Here is a 22,122-nt window from a genome sequence, read left to right as displayed (position 1 = left end):
CTCACTTGCCAGTTATACATTCATAGCGAACATTTCTCACCTTTTTGTTTTTGTTATTGCTAAGCCTTTCACTTGATGACCATAAGGCTCCTTGCAATTCGCACTGCTCCATATTTTCCATTTCAATTTTTTCTATTCCAACTCCTCCACCAATTGATTGTCCAATACCAACGAGTATTAGCCATATTTTCCCATCATCATTTCTCCCACTAGATTTTTCAATAGCTTTCATTGCTTCTTTCTTTGCCGTTTTGAGTTCATTTAAGGCTTCAATCTGAGATGATTTCACCTCAGCTAGAGCATCTTTTCTAGCTTTTTTAATGTCAACCATTGTCTTAGCTAATTGATCGTCAGCGTTATTGCCTTTCTTCAGTGCTGTTGAAACTTGCATCCCAGCTATAACCAAGATTCCAGCGGTGCTTACGGCAGCTAAAGCCTTATAGAAAATGTTGTTGCTCATTCAGTTGTTCTTACTCTTGCTACCTTTCTAGTTACTCTAGTTCGGATTTCCTGCAGGTAGAAATAATAAGCGTTTTTATTTATCCGTTATGGATTAGAGGGTATGGATGATCCACGTTATAGAGACGTTTTTTAATGGAATTAGCCTTTTTGAAAAGATCCATCGTTTCTCTTCTTCCAGAAGCATGTTGAGCTTCTTTCATGGTCTTCGAGTATTCCTCGTGTAATTGGGTTTTTGTCATAGTCGATCAAAGATAAAAGATATTGTTTGCCGTTGATGTATTGACAGTTACGGAATAACCGTAATAGTATAAATGTACTACTGCAAGAGACATGGCTTCAGCTTCCTCACCTTACGCCTTATTCCGAGCGTCTGACTGGAGTTCTGCAGTAGCACAACCTATTGGCCTAAGGCAATGTTTACGCATTCAACCCAAAAAGTTCTACCCAAAAAGCGATATGCAGAAGAAGAGGGTTGGGACTATCTCGAAGAAGGGACACTCAAAATGTCACGTTCAGCTCGCGTTTGCATGACGTGTGTTCACTTTCGTTATTCCTGCGATAAACATTGTCACACCCTTCTTACTTGTCGAGCTCACCAGCGTCTTATCCCTCAAGGTTCTCATCTAACAAGTAGATGTCCTCAATGGCATAAGAACTACGAAGACAAGTTTGGTATTTGTCCTGAAGCTGCTTAACACAATGACTAAAGATCAACTTGCCCTCAAGATCGCTTTAGCGATGCACAAACCACCTCATGCACCTATGGATAGTTTCGGTGCATACTTCAATACCTATAAGTGTTTAAGTAATTATTTTCAAGAACTTTCATTAGAAGATATTGCTGGAATTGGTAATAGATACGGGGTTTCTGTCTAAACTGTTATTAGGTGATCTTTCAGACAATGGCACGTGTTCTCGCTATTGCACTCATTCTCGGAACTGTTATTTATTACGGCATTACCATCAGCAATCTTGGTTAGCTCTCACCTCTGACATGACAGAGGTACGGTCTCCAATTTGATCTTTACCTCTTCTATGTGGTAGAGATGGAGGTTCGGAATTAACTACCTCATGTCTCAATTAAAAATTAATGTCTCTGCTAAGGCAGAAGCAATGATTGCTCAACTTCAGAAGGAGATCTTTAACCGTAGACGCAAGAAAATCACTGCACAAGGTGTAGTTGAGTCTCTTGTTGAAAGCGGTGCAAAGTCTCAGTCTGACAAGCGTTATGCGTCTTCTTGGAAGAATCTAATTAAGGACATTGAGAAGGCAGCAAAGGCTTCTGAAGTGCATGGCAACAAGCCAGCCAATGTCTCCGCTGAAGAGTGGGCGATGTTGATATCACATCGTGCTCGTAAAGGTACTACAGCTAAGAAGGCTGCACCTAAGAAAGCTGTAAAGAAAACAACTGTTAAAAAAGCAGCGGCTAAAAAGCCAGCAGCTAAGAAAGCAGTTGCAAAGAAAGCAGTTGCAAAGAAAGCTGTAGCTAAGAAAGCTGCACCAGCAACAACAGCTAAGCCAAGAAAGGCTAGACGTGCAAAGAAAGCACCTGCTAAGGCAACAACACTTGCTTAAGGATTCTCTTTGTAGTAATCAATGATCTTCTGAGCATTCTCGTCGGTCAAACAGCTAATCCTTGAGTTAGCTGGAATATCTAATAAAACGCAGATGGCAATGATGTCTTCTGCGTTTTTTTGTATCCGCTCGGACAGTTCTAGAACCCTTAGTGATTTCCCCATTACTCAGAATCGTTGGCATTGTTAGCGATATCTTCTAGACGCTGCATTTGTTCTTTGGTTTGTGTTGTTCGACTTGGCTTTTTAAAACCAAACCAGCCTTGTTCTTTTATTCCTCTTTGAACTGCAGCGGTCAACGCACCGAAGAAGAAAGTCCCAATCATCAACATGATTAGTCTTACGGTATCGAAGCTTGTTCCGCTTGCTGTTACTGAATTAAGAGGATCAAATGAATCCATGAAAATATAAAACTCTTATCTCTAAGATTTAAAGGGGTTTCTTCTTTAGACGTTTCATTTAGAAGTGTCAAAGATTTTGCTTAATCTCTCCCATGAGCAGTTCTTAGATTACCTGAAAAATTGAACTGAACTCCGTTATTTCCTGATCCTAAATTCTGAATGAGTTTTGACGTAGTGAAACGAGATTGCTTTGCTGCATACAAGGATTTCCCACCTAAGTTCAAAGTTTCGATAGATCTTTGAGGAGAGGTCTTTTTAGCAACAGGAGTAGCTACAGCCATGAAATTAATCAAATCATATTTATAAGGTAATTACAAAAAGACGAGTTGGATGCCCTTCTTTACTAATCAAGGAATCCATTAGGCAGCCTTTACCCTTGCAAATGCAGAGTCAGTTCCACTCTTTGTAGCCCAAGGATACTCTCTGCAATGGGTTTCGTAAGAATGACCCATTGCCGTAGCCATAGAACCTCCATCAAGAGAAGACTGTAATCTTTCTTGCGCTGCTATACCAGCATAAGTTGCTGCCAATTCATCTTTTTGCTTATAAGACAGATCCTCTATTTTCATTTTCTAAGAAATCAAGGTAGTTAATTATAAGAAAATAATCACCAACAAACTTCTTTATTGCTTTTGAAGGAATGTCTATCAATGAGTACTTGTGATTTTTGTATTTGAGGTTTTGCAATAAACCTTGGACCCTTAGTTACCTCCTGAAATGACTTCAGTGTTCCATTTCCTGGGAAAGAAGGAAGTTCAACACTCATCGATTTAATTAACTTAGGGATTTTCAATATCACTTATCGTTCCTAGATCTGCAAGATTCCTATCAGAAGGAGAATACAGAATGATGAGATTTTAAATACCTACCCCAAAGCTGAGATATTTAGGCCCTTTTAACAACGTTCGATTTCCGGCAAGATTTACAATATCCCACGTTTCGGCCTTTGCCATAACTGCCATCGCAATTGCCATTACTACAAAAGACCGCACCACAGAAGCTGCATCGGAAATGAATTTGCTTGTTGTTGGCTAAACCTTTGCCACAAAAACTGCAATCAGCCATATCGAACAGGATCGCTATCTCTGTTCTAGGCGAGAAGTCTCTCCATAACTCAGTCTGTAATACCCCTAGGAGGCCTTTACCTCTCCCCCTTTAGGAAGATGAACTATCCAAGAACCTATCTAAATCAATAGAACATCTAGTCAAGCTTGGTACTAGAAAGGTTTTGGGCAAAAGCACATATCAGGGATGATCACCGCAATGCTTATAAACCCCACCTCCCATCTCCCTCCTTTGTAACCATTGTTGCGGTGAAGAAGACGCTGAATTAAGAACTAGTAAATTGAAGAGAGGATTCTTTTGAATTAATGAGTGAGAGGCTAAATTAAAGAAAACTAGTGATCTAGATGCTGAAGCGACTCTGGTCTGAATATCGCAATGCTTGCTTACTAACACTGACATTACTGGTGATTGGCATTGTAGCAAGTCCTTGGGTATTGATAATAGCCCTAATGCCTATTGGATGGGTACTATTGATGCCTAAAGGACCTCAACTAGAACAACATCCAGAAACAATTGAAAGTTCTGAGGAAGTTGAATCAATCGAGCCCTTAAAAGGGACTACACTTTTAGAAAAAATCAAAGAGCTTGGGGATGTAAGCAAAAGTGATTTAGTCAAAGCTTGTGGTTATGTATCTACAAAAAAAGATGGGGGAGAAAGACTTAATTTCACAGCGTTTTACGAAGCTCTATTAGAAGCTAAAGGTGTTGAAATAACTACAAGTTCTAGTGATTCAGAAGAACAAAGAGAAGATTCTCATCAAACTAATTTATCGAAATCAATAGAAGAAGCCTTAATTAGAATAATTTCAGAAAATATAAAAGAATATGGAATTAGTGATTTACAAGAGATTTATGATGATTCCACCCAAAGATCATATGATTTCTCAAGATTAGAAGGATCTTATGAATCAACTTTATATGAATGGATACATATCTACTTAAAAAATACTGGCTTATATAATTCATTTCTTAATGCCAAACAATTAGCTCAAGCAGAAGCTGTACCAGAGGGTACAATTTACGGACCAAATGATGAGGAAGATGAAAATTATGAAGGAATACAGGAACAAATTGATGAACTACATTGGGATTGTATTTTAGTCGTAGCCAAAGAAGGGATTAGACAAGGATTAAACATTTATGGGATTCCAGAGTATCTAGAAAATTGTGGAATGGATGAGTATCTTGAAGAAATCAACTCTATAAAAGTTGACAAGTCAAATAACGGTGTAGCTGATGAAGTCAATTCAGAAAATTCATGGGAAGCATTAGATGAAGATGAGCTCATAGAAAGATTAAAGGGCACAGAGGTTCCAATTGATATAATTAGGAAATTTGTAAATTCAGAAAATTGGGAGATTCGAAGAACAATCGCATTGAGGGAAGATTTACCATTAGAGATTATTGAAAAGCTTAGAAATGATGATGATGATGATGTTAAAGATGCTGTTGCCTACAGGCAGCTACCAGTTGAATGGAGAAAGCTTGATGATGACGAGAAAATTGAAAAACTTAAAGATGATGAAAATGTTGATGACAATATTATTGAAATCTTATCTACTTCAAACAATTGGGGAATCAGGCAAGCTGTTGCTCAAAGTCCTAGTACGACAGAAAATATACTGAAAATACTTATTCATGATGATGATGATGATGTAAAAAAAGCTACAAAAAAAGCTTTAAAGGCAAAAGAAATCTCCTATGAATACTCAATCAATAAAGATGATAACGATAAAAGCATAGACGATGACGAGGTGGGTTGTATTAAAAAGAGTCAACTTCCAGCCGAATTAAGATCGATGTCCTTATCAAATATCGCAAAAAGAATTAATGAGAGAGGTGCGTCCAAAGAGTTACTTGAAGTGCTTTCAAGTACTGATAATCATGAATTAAAGTGTGCCATAGCAGAAAACACTTCCACCTCTGAGGAGGTTTTAATTAAGCTTATTAAAGAATCAGAAGTTAACTGGAGAGAGAATTCCTGTTCTGATAGTGTAGACGATTTAGCCAGAGAAAATCTATATCGAAGGAAGATACCTATTGAATTCAGGGCAATGGAAGAGCAAGCGATTATTGAAGCTCTTAAGCAAGAAGATGCAGAAGAAGAAATGCTCAAGACTTGTGCAGAATATGGACCTGTGTATATTCGAAGTGCAGTGGCTGGCAATCCAAAAACTCCGCAGGAAACTTTGGGGATGTTAGCTAATGATGTAAATAGTGGATGGGTAAAAGAAGTTGTTGCCCTTAATCCTAATTGCTCGAAAGAAACAATAAACCGACTACTACATGATGATGATACTCATGGAATTCTAGTTAGACGTGCAGCTCTTTTGAATGGCTTGCCAAATGATTGGATCAAGCTCATTCAAGATGAAGACATAGGCGAAATACGCAAGAGAATGATTAATGAACATCCGAGTCTAAAGGTTATAAATACTCTTTTAAAACGAGATGAAGAAGAATTCACCAGTTCATATGATAATAAACAATTTAGTGCTTGTGTGGTTTATTACCCTGATACGCCAGATGATATTTTAAATCATCTACGTCAAGATGATGATGAATATATAAAGGCTGCATTTAGAGAGACAACTATGCCATCTGATTGGGTTGTTATGTCAGATGAGGAGAGGATATCAGCATTGAAAAGCTCAGATGTTCCTCTTGAAGTTTTTAATACACTTGCACTCTCTCCTAATTATCAAATCAGATTAGCTATAGCAAGATCTGACAAGACCTCTCAACCTATACTAGATATTTTAGCTAATGATTCCGATAGTGAAGTTAAGGAGGCAATTAGGCAACGTGAACTTCCTGAAGAATGGAGAGAACTAGAACAAGAAGAATTAATAAAACGATTTGAAGAAGGGTTGGCTAACGAGATAATTCTTGAATTTTTCTCTAAATCCTCAGATTGGCATGTTCGTCAGGCTGTTGCCCAAAACACCTCAACTCCCGAAAAAATTCTAACCACTCTTAGGGAAGATGAGGATGATGACGTCAAGGAAGCTGCAAATAAATCATTGCGAATCCTTAACCCAAATTCAGACGCCTTTGGGAAAGAAAGAAAGAGTATTTATATGAAAACAGAGCCTGGAGGACGAATTGCTTTTAGCCAATTAGATCAAAATCAGGTGAATTTATTAATTCAATCAATTAGTAAAATGAATTTGGACGAGGCATTAGATGAACTTAGATATAGTGGTGTTGATGCTGAGGGAGTTGTCAATAGTGGTGATGAAGGTGAATATGGTAATGAAGGGAGAATCTTTTTCAACGAATATTTGCAAAGAATTGGTCCTGATGAAGATAAAGAAACTGAAAAGTTTAAGGATGGAATTTATGCTGTACTCATGAGTTTATCAAAATGCTCAATTGAATTCGAATTTGAACTAGATGAAGAATTTGATAATGACAAATTGGAGGAGACATGTGTGCCGATAAGACTTCCATCTGAAATTAAACATGGTTTATATGGTCATCCTGATTTCAATATAATTACTGGCTTTAAATATGATGGAGAAGAAATTGAAGAAGATTATGAAATCATTGATCGTGGATATGATGACCAATTTACAATATTCTCTATCAAAGAGGGAAAGACAACAGTTATCTATAGCAATTACAACGGTGATGAAGAATGGAATAATTCTGCAGAGATATTGAATCTTATGTAATGACGATGATGATGACGTTAGAGATGCGGCTTTAAAAAGGCTTTAAATCCATAGATTAATAAATAGAGGTGTATAGGGTCTAAAGATAAAAAAACACAAAAAGTGAAAATTGAGGCAAGCTATAGAGAAGGTTTAATTAACTTCCTTGAGTGAGCAACTTGCCCCAGGGGTAACAGCAGAATCAGTTCTTACAGGCGATCTTCGTAATAAGGTCGATGGTATTTGGGATGCCTTTTGGAGTGGTGGAGAAGACGCTGGATTAAGAACTAGTAAATTGAAGAGAGGATTCTTTTGAATTAATGAGTGAGAGGCTAAATTAAAGAAAACTAGTGATCTAGATGCTGAAGCGACTCTGGTCTGAATATCGCAATGCTTGCTTACTAACACTGACATTACTGGTGATTGGCATTGTAGCAAGTCCTTGGGTATTGATAATAGCCCTAATGCCTATTGGATGGGTGCTATTGATGCCTAAAGGACCTCAACTAGAACAACATCCAGAAACAATTGAAAGTTCTGAGGAAGTTGAATCAATCGAGCCCTTAAAAGGGACTACACTTTTAGAAAAAATCAAAGAGCTTGGGGATGTAAGCAAAAGTGATTTAGTCAAAGCTTGTGGTTATGTATCTACAAAAAAAGATGGGGGAGAAAGACTTAATTTCACAGCGTTTTACGAAGCTCTATTAGAAGCTAAAGGTGTCAACCTTTCTTCAGAGGAGAAAGGTGAAAACGTTACGCCAGAGAAGGAAGTTGAAAAAATAAATGCTGCCACAGATGATTGGGACTCATTAGAGGACGATGAAGCAATAGAAAAATTAAAAGAGACAGATCTTCCAAAAGAGATATTTAGTCGTTTTGTTGACTCTGAGAATTGGGAAGTTCGCCAAGCAATAGCATTAAACCCACAAACGCCATCTGATGTTATAGAACAACTTCGTGATGATGATGATTCTGATGTGCAAGAAGCTGTTCTAAATCGTCAATTACCAGTCGATTGGCGACAACTTGATGAAGCTGAAAAAATCGAAAAATTACAAGAAGAAAATGTTGGTCCTGATATTTTAAAAGCATTTGCTAAAAGCAGTAATTGGCGAATAAGAGCAGCAGTTGCTTCCAATGAAAATACTCCTGAGGATGTTCTTAAACAACTTGCGAAAGATGATGATTCTGATGTGCAAGAAGCTGCTCTAAACGCAGTTGCCTATAGAGAATTACCAAAAGAATGGAGAGAGCTAGATGATGATGAAAAGCTCGACAAGCTTAAAGAAGACAATGTTCCGACGAATATTCTAGAAATACTTGCACAAAGTAGTAATTGGGAGATTCGTAAAGCAATTGCACTTCATGAAAACACACCTGAAGAAGTTATTCAGCAACTTGCGAAAGATGATGATTCTGATGTGCAAGAAGCTGTTCTAAATCGTCAATTACCAGTCGATTGGCGACAACTTGATGAAGATGAAAAATTGGAAAAAATCAATAATCAAAATGTCTCTGAAGAGGTTTTAACAATACTTGCACAATTCAAAAGCTGGAATTATACACAAATAAGAGCAGCAGTTGCTTCCAATGAAAATACCCCTGAGGATGTTCTTAAACAACTTGCGAAAGATGATGCTTCTGATGTGCAAGAAGCTGTTCTAAATCGTCAATTACCAGTCGATTGGCGACAACTTGATGAAGATGAAAAATTGGAAAAAATCAATAATCAAAATGTCTCTGAAGAGGTTTTAACAATACTTGCACAATTCAAAAGCTGGAATTATACACAAATAAGAGCAGCAGTTGCTTCCAATGAAAATACCCCTGAGGATGTTCTTAAACAACTTGCGAAAGAGGGTGAATCTGAAATAACGGAAGCAATCTTACAACGTCAATTACCAAGCGATTGGCAAAAGCTTGATGAAAATCAAAAGCTTGAAAGGCTAAAGAGAGAAAAGGTTTCTGAAGAGGTTTTAGTAATATTTAGTAATTCAACTAAACCATTACTTAGAAAAGCTGCTGGATCAAACAAAAATGCATCATTAGCTATCCTGGCACAACTTAATGATGATGGTGATTCCAAGCAGAGAGCCTGGAAATACATTTTACGCAATTGGGGTAACTGAAAAAAGAATTAAATTTAATGAATCTGTTAAAAGATAAAGGTCTACATCTGAGATGAGATCAATTTTAAAAAATTAAAATTTCTCATTATTAAAGCTATTTGATTATCAAATCAACAATTCTATCCTATGATTTTTTAGGCAGGCTGTTCTAGCAATTAAACCTTGGCGTTTCGCCAAGGCAGTAGTTAAGCTACAAAACCATCATCGGCTGACGATGTCTCTCAGCATCTAGCTGCTTAGGCCGGCCTAAACCTTTCTCTGAAACGACTCTACGAGTCCTTCAAAGTTTAGGCCGGCCTAAGCCGCTAGACGCCTACAGTGATCGACACCGATCATAGATAGGGCAGTAGAACAGCCTCCATTTTTATTCCCGAAATGGCAAAAGCGTTTTCATCAGAAATAAAATTTGCAGCACAGTTAGTATCAAATGATATAAAATTTTTTATTCTTCAAAGCAACCTAAAAAACAAATCTCGTATTTTATTCCAACTGATTGAAAAGAAAGGGTATTGGGGGGAAATTTTCAAGCCAATTTTTACATATTGGGGAGAATCAAAAGAATTTGATGAAATCAAAGATGTATTGAAGAATACTTATGAAGACAAGAATAGTGAAACATACGATATCAAAGGGATACTGAAAAAGATGCTAACCTCTTATAGTGAAAATACAATTGAAGAAGACAAAAGACGAGAATTAGAAAGTAAAATCAAACACAATTTAAATGAATTAAAAATAATAAATTTTGTTGATGGGAATGAAGAAGAATCCTCAATTTCAAAACTATCACTTGCATCTGCTCAAAAACTATCAATAAAAGTTCGTAACACAGAAACTTTAACTAGTAATGAGCTGCGATTAGTGAAAATACTATTAACAGAAGCACCACTCATCTTTGGCTATTGGGGACCTTTCAAATGTTTAATGAAATTTCTTGATCCAAAACTTATGCCAGTTGAGTTTGGGAAAGCCCTTGGGAGACTTGCCAAAATGAAAGGTTTCTCTTCCGCAGATATTTTTAATTCTAATCAATATCTTGAAGAGTTTAGTAACTGTGAAGATATCTCTTGGATGAATTATTTCATGCCAGTACCAAGTAAACTTACTTGTCAATATATGTCTAGGCGCATGCGTAGATTATTATCAAGCATTGGCAATAAAGAACCAGATATATATACAACTATTGCTGAAAATATACTAATTGAATGGGATTCAAGCATTCAATCAAATTCATATATTCCTGCATATATATTAGCTGGTTCTGATTCAATCCTTGATGCAAAAAGTAGATACATAAAGATTCCATTTATACAGGAGTCTAGAAAAGAATCATATCCAGAATTATGGAACAATAATCTTGATAAAATTTACTCTATTCTAGAATCTATTAGATTTTCATCTGAAGTTTTCACCTTTTGCATTCAAGTGCTTCTTGAAAATGGACAACAAATTCCAGAATTAAATGAAGCACATCTAAAATTAGCTCTATTAAGTTCAGATCAAAAAGTTATAAAAATAGTTCTTCCTTATATACATAAATATCCAGGCACTTGGAATAAAATACCTTCAAATATATGGAATGAATTTCTTTTAAATAGTGATCTCAATCTCTTTCCTGGCATTGCTCAGATAATTAATAATAGCAAGCATGAATTCTATACTCTTGGCTCAGAATTAAGAGAAATTATCAATTCAAATGCAAATAATGACAATACTTTATCGCAGTTAGATTATAAACGATTGGGTGAAATAAGCCAACTATATTTATTAAACTATTGCAATAAATATCAATGGGATAAAGCTAATGAAACGAAAGATATAATAAGTCAATCTATTGAATTAAGTTCTTTATACTTTAATTTTAATAATTCAGAAAGTCAATGGAAAAGAATTTTCAAAGATATTGATTTATCTGTTCTACTCTACTCTTATATAAGTATATTTAAGAATGATTCTATCAAAGAAGCTAATTTGAGTTTAATTTCCAAAACCATTTTTGACTCAGTCTCTGATGACAATGAAGAGTTAATTAAATTGGCTAAGGTTTGTTTTGAGAATAGTGATGAATCTATAAATCAATTAGGTTGGGAATTCTTTAAACTAGCAGCAAACCAGAACTATATTGAGAATCAATTATTAGATTGGCTCAAACACAAAGACGAATCGGAATTACTTCTAGAGCAATGGTCTAAAGTACGATTAAAACTTGTATTAAGCTTCGTAGATAGAATCACTAATTTACAAGAAAGTATTTCAGAACTTTTAACTGATACTGCTTGGAAATTTAATGATGATGAAAAAACTTGGCTTATTTCAAAAATTTCAGAATTAAAATTTGTTGCTTGGAATGAGCTTGAGCAAAACCATTTGAATACTCTTAAAGATGTGCTCTTGAGCGATACGGATTTTGTCAAATCAGTTGGAGATTCATTAGACCCAGAACAAATCAAAGCAACTACTCCCGTACAGCAAGAACTTTTAATTCGTTATATTAATTTAAAGCCAACCAGAATAAGAAGTGATCGAACATTCGCGATTGGCTTGGTTGCTATCCCAAACCCATCTATACAAAAGATAGTATTAAGTCAAATAATTAACTCTAACGAATTTGAAAACTGTTGGCTAACTATTGGAGAATTAGGCTTACCTATACCATTACAGGAGGTAAGAGACTTTTTAGAGTCAATTTCGGATAGAAATCAATTCACTGAATATGTTGTTACTTGTATTGACAGTATGGTTTCTCCATTAAGAGATCTGGGACTTGAACTTCTTGAGCAAGAAAATCATCGTATTGATCAGAATTTTATAGCTAAAGCTTTAGTTAATTCAGATGACCCAAAAGTTCAAGCCAGAGCAGTTAAGGAGATACTTACGCATAAATGGGAAGAAAATTCTTCTATAGCATCATTCGATCGTCGTATATTAATCACTCGAAGAAAAAATCGTCGTGCTAAAGAAATGATAAAAAATCGGCTAAGTTCAAACAATAAGATTATGAGCAACGAATTGCTAACTCCAGAAAGAAAAGAAGCACTTCTAGATTTAGCTAAAGGTTCTAATTTACGTGACCAAGAATGGGCACTTAAGACAATTGCATTGCTAACTTGTCAAGGAGTTGAGTTTAATGATATTCAAGTCAGCAATGTGTCACCAAGGACAGACTAATGCCTACTTATCAAGGTCTCTACACTAAATCAGTAGCTAGATCTACATCCCAAAATAGTGATATCACGTTTGGGACAGATGTTGCACAATCACCTGTTTTTCTAAGCGCAGATATTATGCCTAGCCATTCATTTGCTCGTTTAATGCTGGCATTAGGACAAGTAGTAAAAATGCAAGATAATCTAATTGAACGCGATCATTCAGCTTATCAAAAATGGGTCAAAGGAGAATACATAAAAGAACTTCCACAATATCAACTAGACGCAGCAAAAAAACTTCCGAGTTTATTGACCAAAAAAGAAAACTTAGAGAAAGAAAAAATTGAAATAAAAAAGATAATCAACAAATTTCATAGTGCTAAAAGTGTTTCCAAGGAAACTAAAGCTTTTTGGAAGTGGCTTTACAATCACAATCGAGAGGCATGGATAATTCTTGATCCCATAGTCAGCGTTCAATCTGATGCGACTTTTTTTGAAGCATTTTCTAAAGACGAGTCAACATATGCAAGAGTACTTTTACCCCATCACGTCACACGAACTAAAAGCAAACCATTGCTTGGAACTACGAATATTGACTTTAGTATTCCTTTAGAAAAAGAACTCGCACGTACAAGAGCATATAGACCACTACATCTAACTGTTGGTTCCGATTCTGTTGGTATTGATACTGGCATTTCCTCAACAGTCGAAAAGAAAATAGACTTACCGGAATCTTGGGTCAAAGGTTTAGTTGAAGTACAAGCATCTCTATCTCTAGCACCAATCCAAATTAATCTCTCATCTTCAGCTCTCGCAGATGTTATAGCAAGATTGGATTCAGAACGAGAAAAGCATGGGCCAAGATCCTTGATCTTTGATCTCGTTGCTGGCGAACCACCTCAAATCATAGTAGAACCATGGAATGATGTTTTTACGGTTTCAGATATCCCATATGAGGGTACAGAAAACAAAAAAATAAAAGTTTGGGGGAGAAGAAGACTTAGAGTTATAAAAGATTTATTGCCATTGAAACCTAAAGTAAATGTCAGACTAATTGACTCAGGGATGCCTTCATTTTGGAGTTTAGAAATAGATGAAATAACATTAACAATTGGTCTTTCTGGATGGACATCACAAGACTGGGCTGGGCGAGCACGTTTTTCCGCTATCGTCCCTGCATCTGATGCTCCAATTGAAACGATTTCAAAAGCGGCAGATCTTTTAAAGGCTCAGGGATCTTTATCGGTAGATGATCTATCTAATTCATTGAATTCCAGTCCAATTGAGTCAAGACGTATTTTACAGCGCTTATGCTTAGCTGGCTCTGCGATGTTCGACCCTGATCCAGGGATTTATCGCTGGAGGCAACTATTTCCTAATCTCAACCTCAAATCAACTAATGAAACTGGAACCGAAGAAAGAAAAGGCATTCAAATATTTAAAGAGAATGCTATTGAAATCATGTCTGATGAAATCGCGACAGACAGTAGAAGTATTAATGGCAAAGTAAACTATAATGGCAAAATCAATCACCCATCCCTCAAAACTGACTCAGATAATAGAGTTAAACTTGCCCAATGCGATTGTTCTTATTTTCGATACAACAAGCTTAAATTTGGACCTTGTAGACATATTGTCGCACTTAGCTTGATGGGGGGTACATAAAATGAGCAAGGAAGAGAGGAGTATTAATCAAAATTGGCGGAAAAGACTTGATGAAATTGGACAAGCCGCATATGAATTTGAGGAAATGTCTCGACTGGGTTTTCTGAGCAACAAGAAAATAGCAAAAATGATAGAAGCTAGTGGAATCTCTTTAGAGGAATACGAACAAGCAAAATCAAAGTTATCTGATATTTCAAATTTCATAAGAGCAACTAATGAAGAGATAGAATCTATTGACTCAGTTGAAGTAGCTCTTGAAAAAATACGTTCCGAAAGGATTAAACGTGTAAAGCAAAAAAATGAAGATCGCAAACAAAAAAAAGAATCTCAACGCAAAGAGCGTTCAAAATTAGCTTATGAACAGCGAATTAAGTCTCCAACTTTTCTAGGTAGAGACGTATCTAATCGACTGAATTTTACAGGGGGTAATACAGAGAAACTTGAGCTAAACGGATTACCCGTGATCACAACCTTTGCAGAATTATCATCAACGTTAGAAACAACCCCAAATAGCCTACAGTGGTTAACTTATGAAAGAGACTCTCAAAAAATTGACCACTATACGAGATTCGAAATCCCAAAGAAATCAGGTGGATCTCGCCTAATATCCAGTCCGAAACCAGCTTTAAGAAATGCTCAAAAATGGATTCTAGAATCTATATTAAACAAGCTTGATATTCACTCAGCAGCGACAGCTTTTAGGCCTGGTAAATCAATATTAGACAATGCAAAATTACATGCCAATTCAAAAGTAGTTTTACGATTAGATCTTAAAGATTTCTTCCCTTCAATCACCTTCATACGTATAAGAGGCCTATTTGAGTCCCTAGGATATAATCCTGGAATATCTACGGTATTTAGTCTTTTATGTACCGATAGTCCTAGAATAATTTTAAAATATCATGGAGAAACTCACTTTGTAAAAGTAGGTCCCCGCAACCTTCCTCAAGGAGCATGTACATCTCCAGCATTGGCAAATTTAATCGCCCATAAACTAGATCGTCGCCTACAGAAATATACAGAAAAGATAGGATGGATTTACTCAAGATATGCTGATGATCTTGTATTCTCAAGCAATGCCGAAGAAATGCCAGCATACCGCCTTGTCAAAGCTGCTTCAAAGATCGTTGCAAGCGAGGGGTTTAGAATCAATAAGCATAAAACTAATATAATGAGACATCCTCATCGCCAAACAGTAACAGGATTAGTTGTCAATAAAGATGTTCGAATTAGTAGAAATGATTTGCGTAAGTTCCGAGCCTTTCTACATCATTGTGAAACTAAAGGTCTAGAATTTGTATCTAAAGACATCGGGAAAAATGCAATTGCTGTAGCTCGTGGATATTTATCTTACATCAATATGGTTTCACCAGAATTAGCTACAACATTGTCTTCAAAACACTTATGGATTTCAAAATAATATATTTTGATTACCTCTCTAAAACTCTAAGAGTGGTAAACAGGGTAAAAGCACAGTGCTAAGAAAGTTGCATACTCTTTTCGTTAAAGATTTAGACGCTAATCCAATTGATTGGAACTTACAGAAAAAATTCTCGATAGGTGAAAAACTTCCTCCACTCGGACAGAGGGAAAAGGTGGTGAATAATTCCTCTTTAACCATTATTGCGGTGGGGAGATGCATCTCTAAAAATAACTAAATTGAATACAAAATTAAAGTCATCTACAAATTTGACCATATACGTTAATTTCCTGTGAAGGTATATCTTCAACGAGAGGAGAAAACTTATATCTTTCAAAAATATTATCTTTAAAAAAGATCCAGTCCTCAGGCATATTATTTTGGAAACCCGAATCCTTAATAGAATTATTTTCATCAGTTGTCAGGACAACTATATAGTCAGTCCAATTAAGGATTTTTGCGACCATATCTTCGTCATAGCGATATTTTATTATCTCCGCTGAAATTCTATTTGATGGAACTGGGTGTTCATATGTAAAACCATTTTTTCTAGATTTTAATCCTCGCCTCAATCCCTTCTCATTCAAAAAGCCATTTAACTCTAAATGCCTATAGGCTTTCGCCGTAATCAAGTATTTGTCTTTAGAAAGGCTAAACTTGGCGACATAATTCAAAACCCCATATCGAATTGTGTGATCCTTATAATATTCACCAAAATCATCAATGCGTATAATTGCATTGATGACATTAAAAATTTTAGTTTGCAATGTATTCATAATTCACTTCTATTTTTTAAGCTCAGACAAGGCTGGCAGATCCACAACGATAAGCACCAGGCATTTCAGCGTCAAGAATTTTATTCGCCTCATGCTGATAAGTAGCATTAACTCTTTTCAAAAAATATTTTCCTCCTACTTTTGTCAATTTGTATCTAATATCCCAAGTTCTCATAATTAAACGCTTTTTATTATTATCTATGGTAACTTAACTGTAAGGAGTTATCTCCGTTCATCCCGAGTATTGACGCTAATCCTTCAGGGGATTGTCAATCACCAACCTGCCGTTGTTCCTGCTAGGCAAGGTGGTCAAACCTGGAACCCAAGAGGGTTGATGAGCAGGAACGCTACCGACAGTTTTAATGACAATCCATCATAATCGAGGCACGCATGTGTCCCGATATTTAGCGAATTTACGCATAGAACGGGAACTAAAGCCCGGTCAACTTGCTTCCATCCTGCAAGCAAGAAACATCTCAAAGATTGGAAGCCTAATAAGACAATTTGAGCTCAATGGAGACATAAGTTCTTATTGGTTTAAAAAACTAATCAATGAATTAAATCCTCAAAAAGATGCATTGCAAAAATGCATCACACAAGATCAAGAGGCTCATCGCAAAGAAATTGAAGAACAAAAAGTCAAATGGAATCAATGGGCTGATACAGATATTGATCCGTATCTAACCATTCGCTACATACCAGCTGTGTATGGAACCAAATCAATTCCAAAAGCATTTACTTCCCTAAGAGAAGATGCTGAATGGTGGTGCTCAAATGAATTAAAAAACTTTAGAGCAAAGGGTTATTTGAATTGGACAAGACGAGAACAAACCTTCTTTGAAAAAGGTGGAACAAATTCATCGCGATGTAAGGCAACCTTTGAAGAACCTCCTGCATCTGCATGGATGCAGGTTTCAGGAAGTGCTGAGAAATTTATTTTTAAAGAGGAATTGACCTCAACAGTAAAAGTTCAACCAACAGCGGAGGTAAGACCATGAGCAAGAAAAAAAAGCAACTAAAAAAGACAATCAATCATGTTGTCAATCATTCACTTGAAAGAATGAAAAAGCTAAAGCCAGCAGAGCGTTTAGAACTACTTCTAGAAATAGGTGAATGGATTTTTAATGACCTTGATCTTGATGATGAATTAATGGTACCCCAATTTAAAAAAGAGGAAAAGACTATCGAACAAATCTAATCACTACATCCACCTTTGAGCCCTTTATTAAAACGACATGAGACCCATTGTTTTAGATCCTTTTGACAATTAATGACTACAAATGGGTAGATAGATCCTTTCCTATAAAGAGCATAGGTTTCTTGGCAAACCTTATCAGCAATTGAAATACATTGATTAAAGGTTTTAGGCGTAAGATCTTTTCTTAATTCCTGATTTGATTATTTAGGTTTTTGAATAGCACATTGCTGTAGGTGAATACTGTCCTTTTATCATCACAAGGATTGTGCACATGCTCTGCATATGTAAGATAAAAAATCAAAAGGAAAGGCAAAAAAAGTGCCCTAGGGATTTTGTAATTATTTGGTCGCTGTGTCCATGATTCGGCAAAGTCGGTTTAACTGCATAACGCCTTCAACAGTACCCGCAATCCCTGTGGCCAGAGAAGGAGAGCCAACGACAATAGATAAACATTGAGCTCGGCTAATTGCAACATTTAAACGATCTGGGTCCAAAACAAATCCAATTCCTCTAGGAGCATTTTCAGCATCACTTGCAGTAAGGGAATGAATCGATATAGGAGCTTGTTGGCCTTGAAAACGGTCAACAGTTCCTATTCGAGCTTTACTAGATAAACGCCTCTCAAGTCGATTTACTTGAAGGTTATAAGGAGCCGTAATCAGTATCTCATCACGGCCAATAATGCCTTGAAGTAATGATGTCCCTTCGCTATTTTGTTGAACCAATTGATATGAGCAACCAAGCAATTGATTCACCAATTGCTCAATTCGATCAATTTCTTCCTTGCTTTCACTTGAATTAGAAGAATGCTCCACTGGTTCAAAAGACAAGCCTTGTTGTAATCCTTCCCAAAGGATCTTGTTCTCTGATTTAGATATACATGACTGCAGTTCACCTTGATAAAAAAGCTCAGAAACAACTGAAGTTAATGATGGAGGCATTCTCCAACTGGTAGCCAAAAACACACCTCGGTCAGTAGGCACTATTTTTTCATCCCCCATCATATAATCCAAGCAACTTAAATCACTATTTTCTGGATGTGCCGCACGATTTGGTTGAGACAATTGATTTTGATCGCCAACAAGCAAAATATTGCGAGCACACTGACTCATAAACAAAAGATTACTTAAAGAGACCTGCCCAGCCTCATCAACAACTAAAAGATCAAAAGGTTCCTCACTAAAACATTCCTTCACTAAGCTAAAAACTGTGGCACCAAGCACAGTATGTTCGGAGTTGAAAGCTTTCTGACTAATTGACTGTATTTTTGTCCCCTTAAGAGATCGCTTATCACTTTTCTTACTCGTACCACTACTTATTTTAACAATAAAAGGATTTACTGCTAATGACTCTGCCTTTTCATCTACACACTTAAGTAGATTATTAATCGCCTCATGAGTCTGGGAACTAACAGCTATTCGTTTACCTTCTTTCACCAATCTAGCAATGAGTTCTCCTGTAACAGTAGTTTTTCCAGTTCCAGGAGGACCTTGCAGTGAAAGTGCAATCCCCTTTGCTGTTGATAAAAAGTCAGTTAATAAGGTAGCTACCTTATCTGGTGTATTACAAATTTGCTGATTGAGCTTTATAAGTTCAGGTATTTTCCTTTTTTCTAATAAATGAACCATTGCCTTTGAAAATGGTTTCTTTACCTCGACCCAGGCTTTGGCTTGTCTAACTAAATCAGGAAGCATATATTGATAAATCTGCCTAGGAAAAAGAATCAAATCACAATGCGAGGGAAGTTCTTTAAAACCCATTTCATCTAAATATTCTTTCTTCTTGGCTCCAACTTTGAGAACAATTTTTGTTGGATCATTTTCACAAAAGTTGCCTACAAGAGAAAATATTTTCTTTTTATCTTCATTATTATTTGTACCTAATTTATCTTTAGAAATAAGTCTCTCTTTTTTCTTTCTAAATTCAGCTAAAGAAAAGGACATATTCAGACCAGGTTTATTCGAAAGCTTTAAAGGCTGTTCAGCTTTAAATTCATAAATATATCCTTCACTTTTTTTAATTGTTTTTTTGCCTATTTTTCTAGCATTAGCAATTATTTCTGTATCGTAATATCGCTCATCAGAAGTCGTTTGATCTCTCCGGTTAAAGAACTCCCACCATTCAACCTTCCCCTCTGTTTCATGAAACTCAATCAAATATGAGACAAGCTTTTGATGTTTAAAACTCAACCCATCTGATCCTTTTAGGTGTTGATCATTATTTGGATCTGAAACTTCTTTTCTCATTTTCTTTGCTATTAGTTCTAAATCTCTAAGCTTTTTATTTAAAACCTCCTCCTCTAAATTACTGAACTTATTAAGACGAGGAGAAATGAGCATCTCCCTCTGCCTATCAATGAGAAAATCTTGAAGTTGCTTAGTAGACTCACAATCCTTTTCGTTGTAATCTTGAAGGTTTTGAAGTCGCTCACTTGACGAAATTGAATCACCCGTTAATTTTGCTTCTCCGGACTTTAACCATTCTGCATATTGCACAACAGAATCAACAGCAGTACTAATTTCTTCGTTACGATCACCTAAATAGAGCTTTTCAACCTTTTTAATCGAATAACTTGGAGCCCCAAGAAGTATCCCATTTCGAACGATAGGATAGAGATCGACAAATAGTTCTTCTCTTAACCATTCTTCCCACAAAGGTTGATGATCCTTATACTTTAAAGCAAGATTCCCTAAAGCTGCTTTTTCATAATTTGCATAATGGTAAACATGAAGCTTGGGGTAAGCTATACGGCGATTTTTTACCCATTCAATAAAATCATTAAAAGCTTTCTCTTCTTGTATCTCATCATGGGCCCATAAAGGAAAAAACTCGACCTTGTCTTCGTTATTTTTATAACAAGCACCAAAAAGATATTCAAGTTTCTTCCCTGTAAGGGGGTTTGGGTATCCCTCCATATCAAACCAAATATCTCCAGTATCACCCTCAGGCAACATTTCTAAACCTTTCGTCTGCTCATCTAAGGGGCGAACTTTATAAGGTGGTCTCCCTCCTTCTCCCATTGGAGATGTCTGAATCTCAGCTTGTTCCTTTAATCTAATAAACATATTCTCATCTAAATCAGGTATGGTTGTCGTATTTGATTTATTAGCAACTTTATTAGCAAGTTGCTCAATAGTGGATATACCTGCTTTAATCAACTTTTCCCTCTGACTTTGTCTCATACCAGCAACAAGGATCAAATCTCGTTTCTTCACTAATTCTTCTTCAATAAAAGAAGACCAATGACCATGATCACCAGGAGCATGTTCTGGTTGTTTATTAGAATCGAAAGTGTCTAGAAACTTCCGATATCGATCACGAAGACGTCTATACCACATCCAATAGTCATTAACTAAAAATCCATCTGCTCCTTTCTCAAATTTCTTTCCCCCTAAATAAAGCTTAAAATGTTGAGGTCGTGTCCCAAGGATAGGCTCAAGCAACTCGCAATATGCGCATCCTTGGACTAAATAAATAGGCTTAGGATGACTAGAGAGTTTGCATTCAATTGGTATATAACTCCATGGCCCTAGTTTCGAAGACTTATCAATTCGCTGAAGGAGATCAACCGAGCCTCGAAGTTCATCATTTTGCAAACAAGCTTGATATATATAATCATCTCCGTTGTGCATGGCATCTAGTGTCTCTTGGAAATTGAGTGATGTCATCTTTCCTTTAACCCACTTCACATTCACTCTGTATCCTTGTGCTATTAAATCGTTAATCAATATTTTTTCGTGTTCATGACCAAAGTCAATCAATAATTTATCCAATGAGTCAGGCTGTGGTTTTGGTGCACTCTCTGGATCAATTTTATTTAACTCTTCCCACCAAGCACCAATAACTGGACTTCTACTAAATAATGCAAGTTGAGTGGGTGTGATTTGACGTTTCATTACTTCAAACATTGATCTGATTTGTTATCGCCAACTCAGTAAGTTGAAGATCACCCTTCCTTATCAAATTTAATTGATCAACAGATATTTTTTGAAGTAAAATTCCAGCCTGTCTATAAGAATCTTCTGGACTGATAAAAACATGCCCTTTTTGATATTTAACAAGCCTCTTATTCTCAGTAGGTGTGACATAGTTAAAGAGACCATATTTTCTTTGATAGCGGTTTACGATTTCATCACAATGATTTGGAATCTCTGACCAGTCGACTTTAAAAAGTTCAGCGGCTGCAACTTTTCGAGGGTATTTATGATCTTTAGTAAGAGAAGTGATTTTTTTAGTTTCACTAAGTTTTTTTAATGCTTCAACTGAGATACCACCGGTCCAAAACTCCTTACCATGAGGCAAGTACCAAATAGCAGCGCCTATCATCGTTTCTAGAAGTTGGCGATGGTTCTCATTACAATCTTTAGATCGATAAAAAGATTGTTGACTCACAACAGTGCGAGCTATTACATCAGCTTTATCAACAAGCTTCTTATTGGGGTAAGCATTAGATTGTTTCATAGCAACTAGCTCAAATCTTGATTAACGATATTGATGTACACCTTCTCTGCAGGGTATTGAGCACGTACAAGATCCTCAATAAATCTACGGTCAGAAACATCAGAAACCAGTCGAAAATTGTGCGTTCTGCCTTGTTTGTCTGTATAACGACCTTTGACGTTGTATTGAG

22 protein-coding genes and 2 pseudogenes are annotated in these 22,122 nt (G+C 36.3%); 12 read left to right on the top strand and 12 right to left on the bottom strand.

The window, feature by feature from the left end:
- Position 1 precedes the first annotated feature (1 nt).
- Together PRO_RS03160 and PRO_RS09585 are read right to left on the bottom strand one after the other, a co-directional pair.
- The gene (locus tag PRO_RS03160) at positions 2-460 is read right to left on the bottom strand and encodes a hypothetical protein (RefSeq protein ID WP_011124777.1); all 459 of its coding nucleotides are present in this window, start codon (positions 458-460) and stop codon (positions 2-4) included.
- A 79-nt stretch (positions 461-539) separates the two neighbouring features.
- Positions 540-662 (bottom strand): hypothetical protein, encoded by a 123-nt coding sequence (locus PRO_RS09585; RefSeq protein WP_268741278.1) that lies wholly within the window; start codon positions 660-662, stop codon positions 540-542.
- 213 nt (positions 663-875) lie between these two features.
- On the opposite strand from PRO_RS09585, the gene PRO_RS03155 reads away from it, so the two are divergent.
- The 3 genes from PRO_RS03155 (at position 876) to PRO_RS03150 (ending at position 2,037) form a co-directional block, all read left to right on the top strand.
- Complete coding sequence (locus PRO_RS03155) at positions 876-1,157, top strand: hypothetical protein (RefSeq protein WP_011124775.1); 282 nt, start codon at positions 876-878, stop codon at positions 1,155-1,157.
- A gap of 4 nt (positions 1,158-1,161) precedes the next feature.
- Positions 1,162-1,338 carry a hypothetical protein gene (locus PRO_RS09305; protein WP_036891835.1) on the top strand — a complete coding sequence of 59 codons (177 nt, stop codon included), beginning with the start codon at positions 1,162-1,164 and terminating at the stop codon, positions 1,336-1,338.
- 195 nt (positions 1,339-1,533) lie between these two features.
- Positions 1,534-2,037 (top strand): hypothetical protein, encoded by a 504-nt coding sequence (locus PRO_RS03150; protein WP_011124773.1) that lies wholly within the window; start codon positions 1,534-1,536, stop codon positions 2,035-2,037.
- Here PRO_RS03150 and PRO_RS09300 read toward each other — a convergent pair.
- From PRO_RS09300 to PRO_RS03125, 6 genes are all read right to left on the bottom strand, one after another.
- Positions 2,034-2,201 carry a translation initiation factor IF-2 N-terminal domain-containing protein gene (locus tag PRO_RS09300; RefSeq protein WP_165438626.1) on the bottom strand — a complete coding sequence of 56 codons (168 nt, stop codon included), beginning with the start codon at positions 2,199-2,201 and terminating at the stop codon, positions 2,034-2,036. The two genes, PRO_RS03150 and PRO_RS09300, sit on opposite strands and share 4 nt — an antisense overlap.
- Positions 2,201-2,437, bottom strand: coding sequence for a hypothetical protein (locus PRO_RS03145; protein WP_011124772.1), 237 nt, complete (start codon positions 2,435-2,437; stop codon positions 2,201-2,203). The genes PRO_RS09300 and PRO_RS03145 overlap by 1 nt, the downstream gene beginning before the upstream one ends.
- An 80-nt stretch (positions 2,438-2,517) precedes the next feature.
- Positions 2,518-2,718, bottom strand: a complete 201-nt coding sequence (locus tag PRO_RS03140) for a hypothetical protein (protein WP_052039690.1) — start codon at positions 2,716-2,718, stop codon at positions 2,518-2,520.
- 78 nt (positions 2,719-2,796) lie between these two features.
- On the bottom strand, positions 2,797-3,006 hold the full coding sequence (locus PRO_RS03135) for a hypothetical protein (RefSeq protein WP_011124770.1): 210 nt from the start codon (positions 3,004-3,006) through the stop codon (positions 2,797-2,799).
- A gap of 38 nt (positions 3,007-3,044) precedes the next feature.
- Complete coding sequence (locus PRO_RS03130) at positions 3,045-3,203, bottom strand: hypothetical protein (protein WP_164923214.1); 159 nt, start codon at positions 3,201-3,203, stop codon at positions 3,045-3,047.
- A 91-nt stretch (positions 3,204-3,294) separates the two neighbouring features.
- Positions 3,295-3,432 carry a hypothetical protein gene (locus PRO_RS03125; protein WP_164923213.1) on the bottom strand — a complete coding sequence of 46 codons (138 nt, stop codon included), beginning with the start codon at positions 3,430-3,432 and terminating at the stop codon, positions 3,295-3,297.
- 609 nt (positions 3,433-4,041) lie between these two features.
- On the opposite strand from PRO_RS03125, the pseudogene PRO_RS03120 reads away from it, so the two are divergent.
- The 7 genes and pseudogenes from PRO_RS03120 to PRO_RS03095 form a co-directional block, all read left to right on the top strand.
- Positions 4,042-4,224: pseudogene (locus PRO_RS03120) on the top strand (AbrB family transcriptional regulator); the annotation flags it as partial.
- A gap of 3,100 nt (positions 4,225-7,324) precedes the next feature.
- The gene (locus tag PRO_RS03115; RefSeq protein ID WP_164923212.1) at positions 7,325-7,474 is read left to right on the top strand and encodes a hypothetical protein; all 150 of its coding nucleotides are present in this window, start codon (positions 7,325-7,327) and stop codon (positions 7,472-7,474) included.
- A gap of 238 nt (positions 7,475-7,712) precedes the next feature.
- Positions 7,713-7,886, top strand: a pseudogene (locus PRO_RS09525) (AbrB family transcriptional regulator); the annotation flags it as partial.
- Between the two features lie 51 nt (positions 7,887-7,937).
- Positions 7,938-9,287, top strand: a complete 1,350-nt coding sequence (locus PRO_RS03110) for a hypothetical protein (RefSeq protein ID WP_225866415.1) — start codon at positions 7,938-7,940, stop codon at positions 9,285-9,287.
- A 375-nt stretch (positions 9,288-9,662) separates the two neighbouring features.
- Positions 9,663-12,455, top strand: a complete 2,793-nt coding sequence (locus PRO_RS03105; protein WP_011124766.1) for a hypothetical protein — start codon at positions 9,663-9,665, stop codon at positions 12,453-12,455.
- Entirely contained in the window at positions 12,455-14,098 is a 1,644-nt protein-coding gene (locus tag PRO_RS03100; protein WP_011124765.1) for an SWIM zinc finger family protein, read from the top strand. Before PRO_RS03105 ends, PRO_RS03100 begins: the two co-directional genes overlap by 1 nt.
- Position 14,099: 1 nt before the next feature.
- Positions 14,100-15,518, top strand: a complete 1,419-nt coding sequence (locus PRO_RS03095; protein ID WP_011124764.1) for a retron St85 family RNA-directed DNA polymerase — start codon at positions 14,100-14,102, stop codon at positions 15,516-15,518.
- Positions 15,519-15,775: 257 nt separating this feature from the next.
- On the opposite strand, the gene PRO_RS03090 is transcribed toward PRO_RS03095, so the two are convergent.
- On the bottom strand, positions 15,776-16,294 hold the full coding sequence (locus PRO_RS03090; RefSeq protein ID WP_011124762.1) for a hypothetical protein: 519 nt from the start codon (positions 16,292-16,294) through the stop codon (positions 15,776-15,778).
- Between the two features lie 22 nt (positions 16,295-16,316).
- On the bottom strand, positions 16,317-16,469 hold the full coding sequence (locus tag PRO_RS09295) for a hypothetical protein (protein ID WP_165438625.1): 153 nt from the start codon (positions 16,467-16,469) through the stop codon (positions 16,317-16,319).
- A 217-nt stretch (positions 16,470-16,686) separates the two neighbouring features.
- Here PRO_RS09295 and PRO_RS03085 point away from each other — a divergent pair, with 217 nt between their 5' ends.
- Together PRO_RS03085 and PRO_RS03080 are read left to right on the top strand one after the other, a co-directional pair.
- A complete protein-coding gene (locus PRO_RS03085) occupies positions 16,687-17,292 on the top strand; it encodes a hypothetical protein (protein ID WP_011124761.1) in 606 nt (201 codons plus the stop codon).
- Positions 17,289-17,492 (top strand): hypothetical protein, encoded by a 204-nt coding sequence (locus PRO_RS03080; RefSeq protein ID WP_011124760.1) that lies wholly within the window; start codon positions 17,289-17,291, stop codon positions 17,490-17,492. The genes PRO_RS03085 and PRO_RS03080 overlap by 4 nt, the downstream gene beginning before the upstream one ends.
- A gap of 338 nt (positions 17,493-17,830) precedes the next feature.
- Here PRO_RS03080 and PRO_RS03075 read toward each other — a convergent pair whose 3' ends face one another.
- Positions 17,831-21,400: a TM0106 family RecB-like putative nuclease gene (locus PRO_RS03075; RefSeq protein ID WP_052039684.1), complete on the bottom strand. Its 3,570-nt coding sequence runs from the start codon at positions 21,398-21,400 to the stop codon at positions 17,831-17,833.
- A complete protein-coding gene (locus tag PRO_RS03070; RefSeq protein ID WP_011124758.1) occupies positions 21,393-21,953 on the bottom strand; it encodes a hypothetical protein in 561 nt (186 codons plus the stop codon). Before PRO_RS03070 ends, PRO_RS03075 begins: the two co-directional genes overlap by 8 nt.
- Positions 21,954-22,122: the final 169 nt, after the last annotated feature.

The organism is Prochlorococcus marinus subsp. marinus str. CCMP1375 (assembly GCF_000007925.1).
GTDB lineage: Bacteria > Cyanobacteriota > Cyanobacteriia > PCC-6307 > Cyanobiaceae > Prochlorococcus_E > Prochlorococcus_E marinus.
The sequence above is the reverse complement of the archived record's forward strand: the minus strand, read 5'-3'. Positions and strand labels throughout refer to the sequence as shown.

Bases quoted from the DNA above. Each gene is read 5' to 3' on its own strand.
- PRO_RS03090 (WP_011124762.1), bottom strand. From the start codon at position 16,294: ATGAATACATTGCAAACTAAAATTTTTAATGTCATCAATGCAATTATA.
- PRO_RS03095 (WP_011124764.1), top strand. From the start codon at position 14,100: ATGAGCAAGGAAGAGAGGAGTATTAATCAAAATTGGCGGAAAAGACTT.
- PRO_RS03135 (WP_011124770.1), bottom strand. From the start codon at position 3,006: ATGAAAATAGAGGATCTGTCTTATAAGCAAAAAGATGAATTGGCAGCA.
- PRO_RS03070 (WP_011124758.1), bottom strand. From the start codon at position 21,953: ATGAAACAATCTAATGCTTACCCCAATAAGAAGCTTGTTGATAAAGCT.
- PRO_RS03140 (WP_052039690.1), bottom strand. From the start codon at position 2,718: ATGGCTGTAGCTACTCCTGTTGCTAAAAAGACCTCTCCTCAAAGATCT.
- PRO_RS03145 (WP_011124772.1), bottom strand. From the start codon at position 2,437: ATGGATTCATTTGATCCTCTTAATTCAGTAACAGCAAGCGGAACAAGC.
- PRO_RS03160 (WP_011124777.1), bottom strand. From the start codon at position 460: ATGAGCAACAACATTTTCTATAAGGCTTTAGCTGCCGTAAGCACCGCT.
- PRO_RS03150 (WP_011124773.1), top strand. From the start codon at position 1,534: ATGTCTCAATTAAAAATTAATGTCTCTGCTAAGGCAGAAGCAATGATT.
- PRO_RS09305 (WP_036891835.1), top strand. From the start codon at position 1,162: ATGACTAAAGATCAACTTGCCCTCAAGATCGCTTTAGCGATGCACAAA.
- PRO_RS03100 (WP_011124765.1), top strand. From the start codon at position 12,455: ATGCCTACTTATCAAGGTCTCTACACTAAATCAGTAGCTAGATCTACA.
- PRO_RS03075 (WP_052039684.1), bottom strand. From the start codon at position 21,400: ATGTTTGAAGTAATGAAACGTCAAATCACACCCACTCAACTTGCATTA.
- PRO_RS09300 (WP_165438626.1), bottom strand. From the start codon at position 2,201: ATGGGGAAATCACTAAGGGTTCTAGAACTGTCCGAGCGGATACAAAAA.
- PRO_RS03130 (WP_164923214.1), bottom strand. From the start codon at position 3,203: ATGAGTGTTGAACTTCCTTCTTTCCCAGGAAATGGAACACTGAAGTCA.
- PRO_RS03105 (WP_011124766.1), top strand. From the start codon at position 9,663: ATGGCAAAAGCGTTTTCATCAGAAATAAAATTTGCAGCACAGTTAGTA.
- PRO_RS09295 (WP_165438625.1), bottom strand. From the start codon at position 16,469: ATGAGAACTTGGGATATTAGATACAAATTGACAAAAGTAGGAGGAAAA.
- PRO_RS03155 (WP_011124775.1), top strand. From the start codon at position 876: ATGTTTACGCATTCAACCCAAAAAGTTCTACCCAAAAAGCGATATGCA.
- PRO_RS09585 (WP_268741278.1), bottom strand. From the start codon at position 662: ATGAAAGAAGCTCAACATGCTTCTGGAAGAAGAGAAACGATGGATCTT.
- PRO_RS03080 (WP_011124760.1), top strand. From the start codon at position 17,289: ATGAGCAAGAAAAAAAAGCAACTAAAAAAGACAATCAATCATGTTGTC.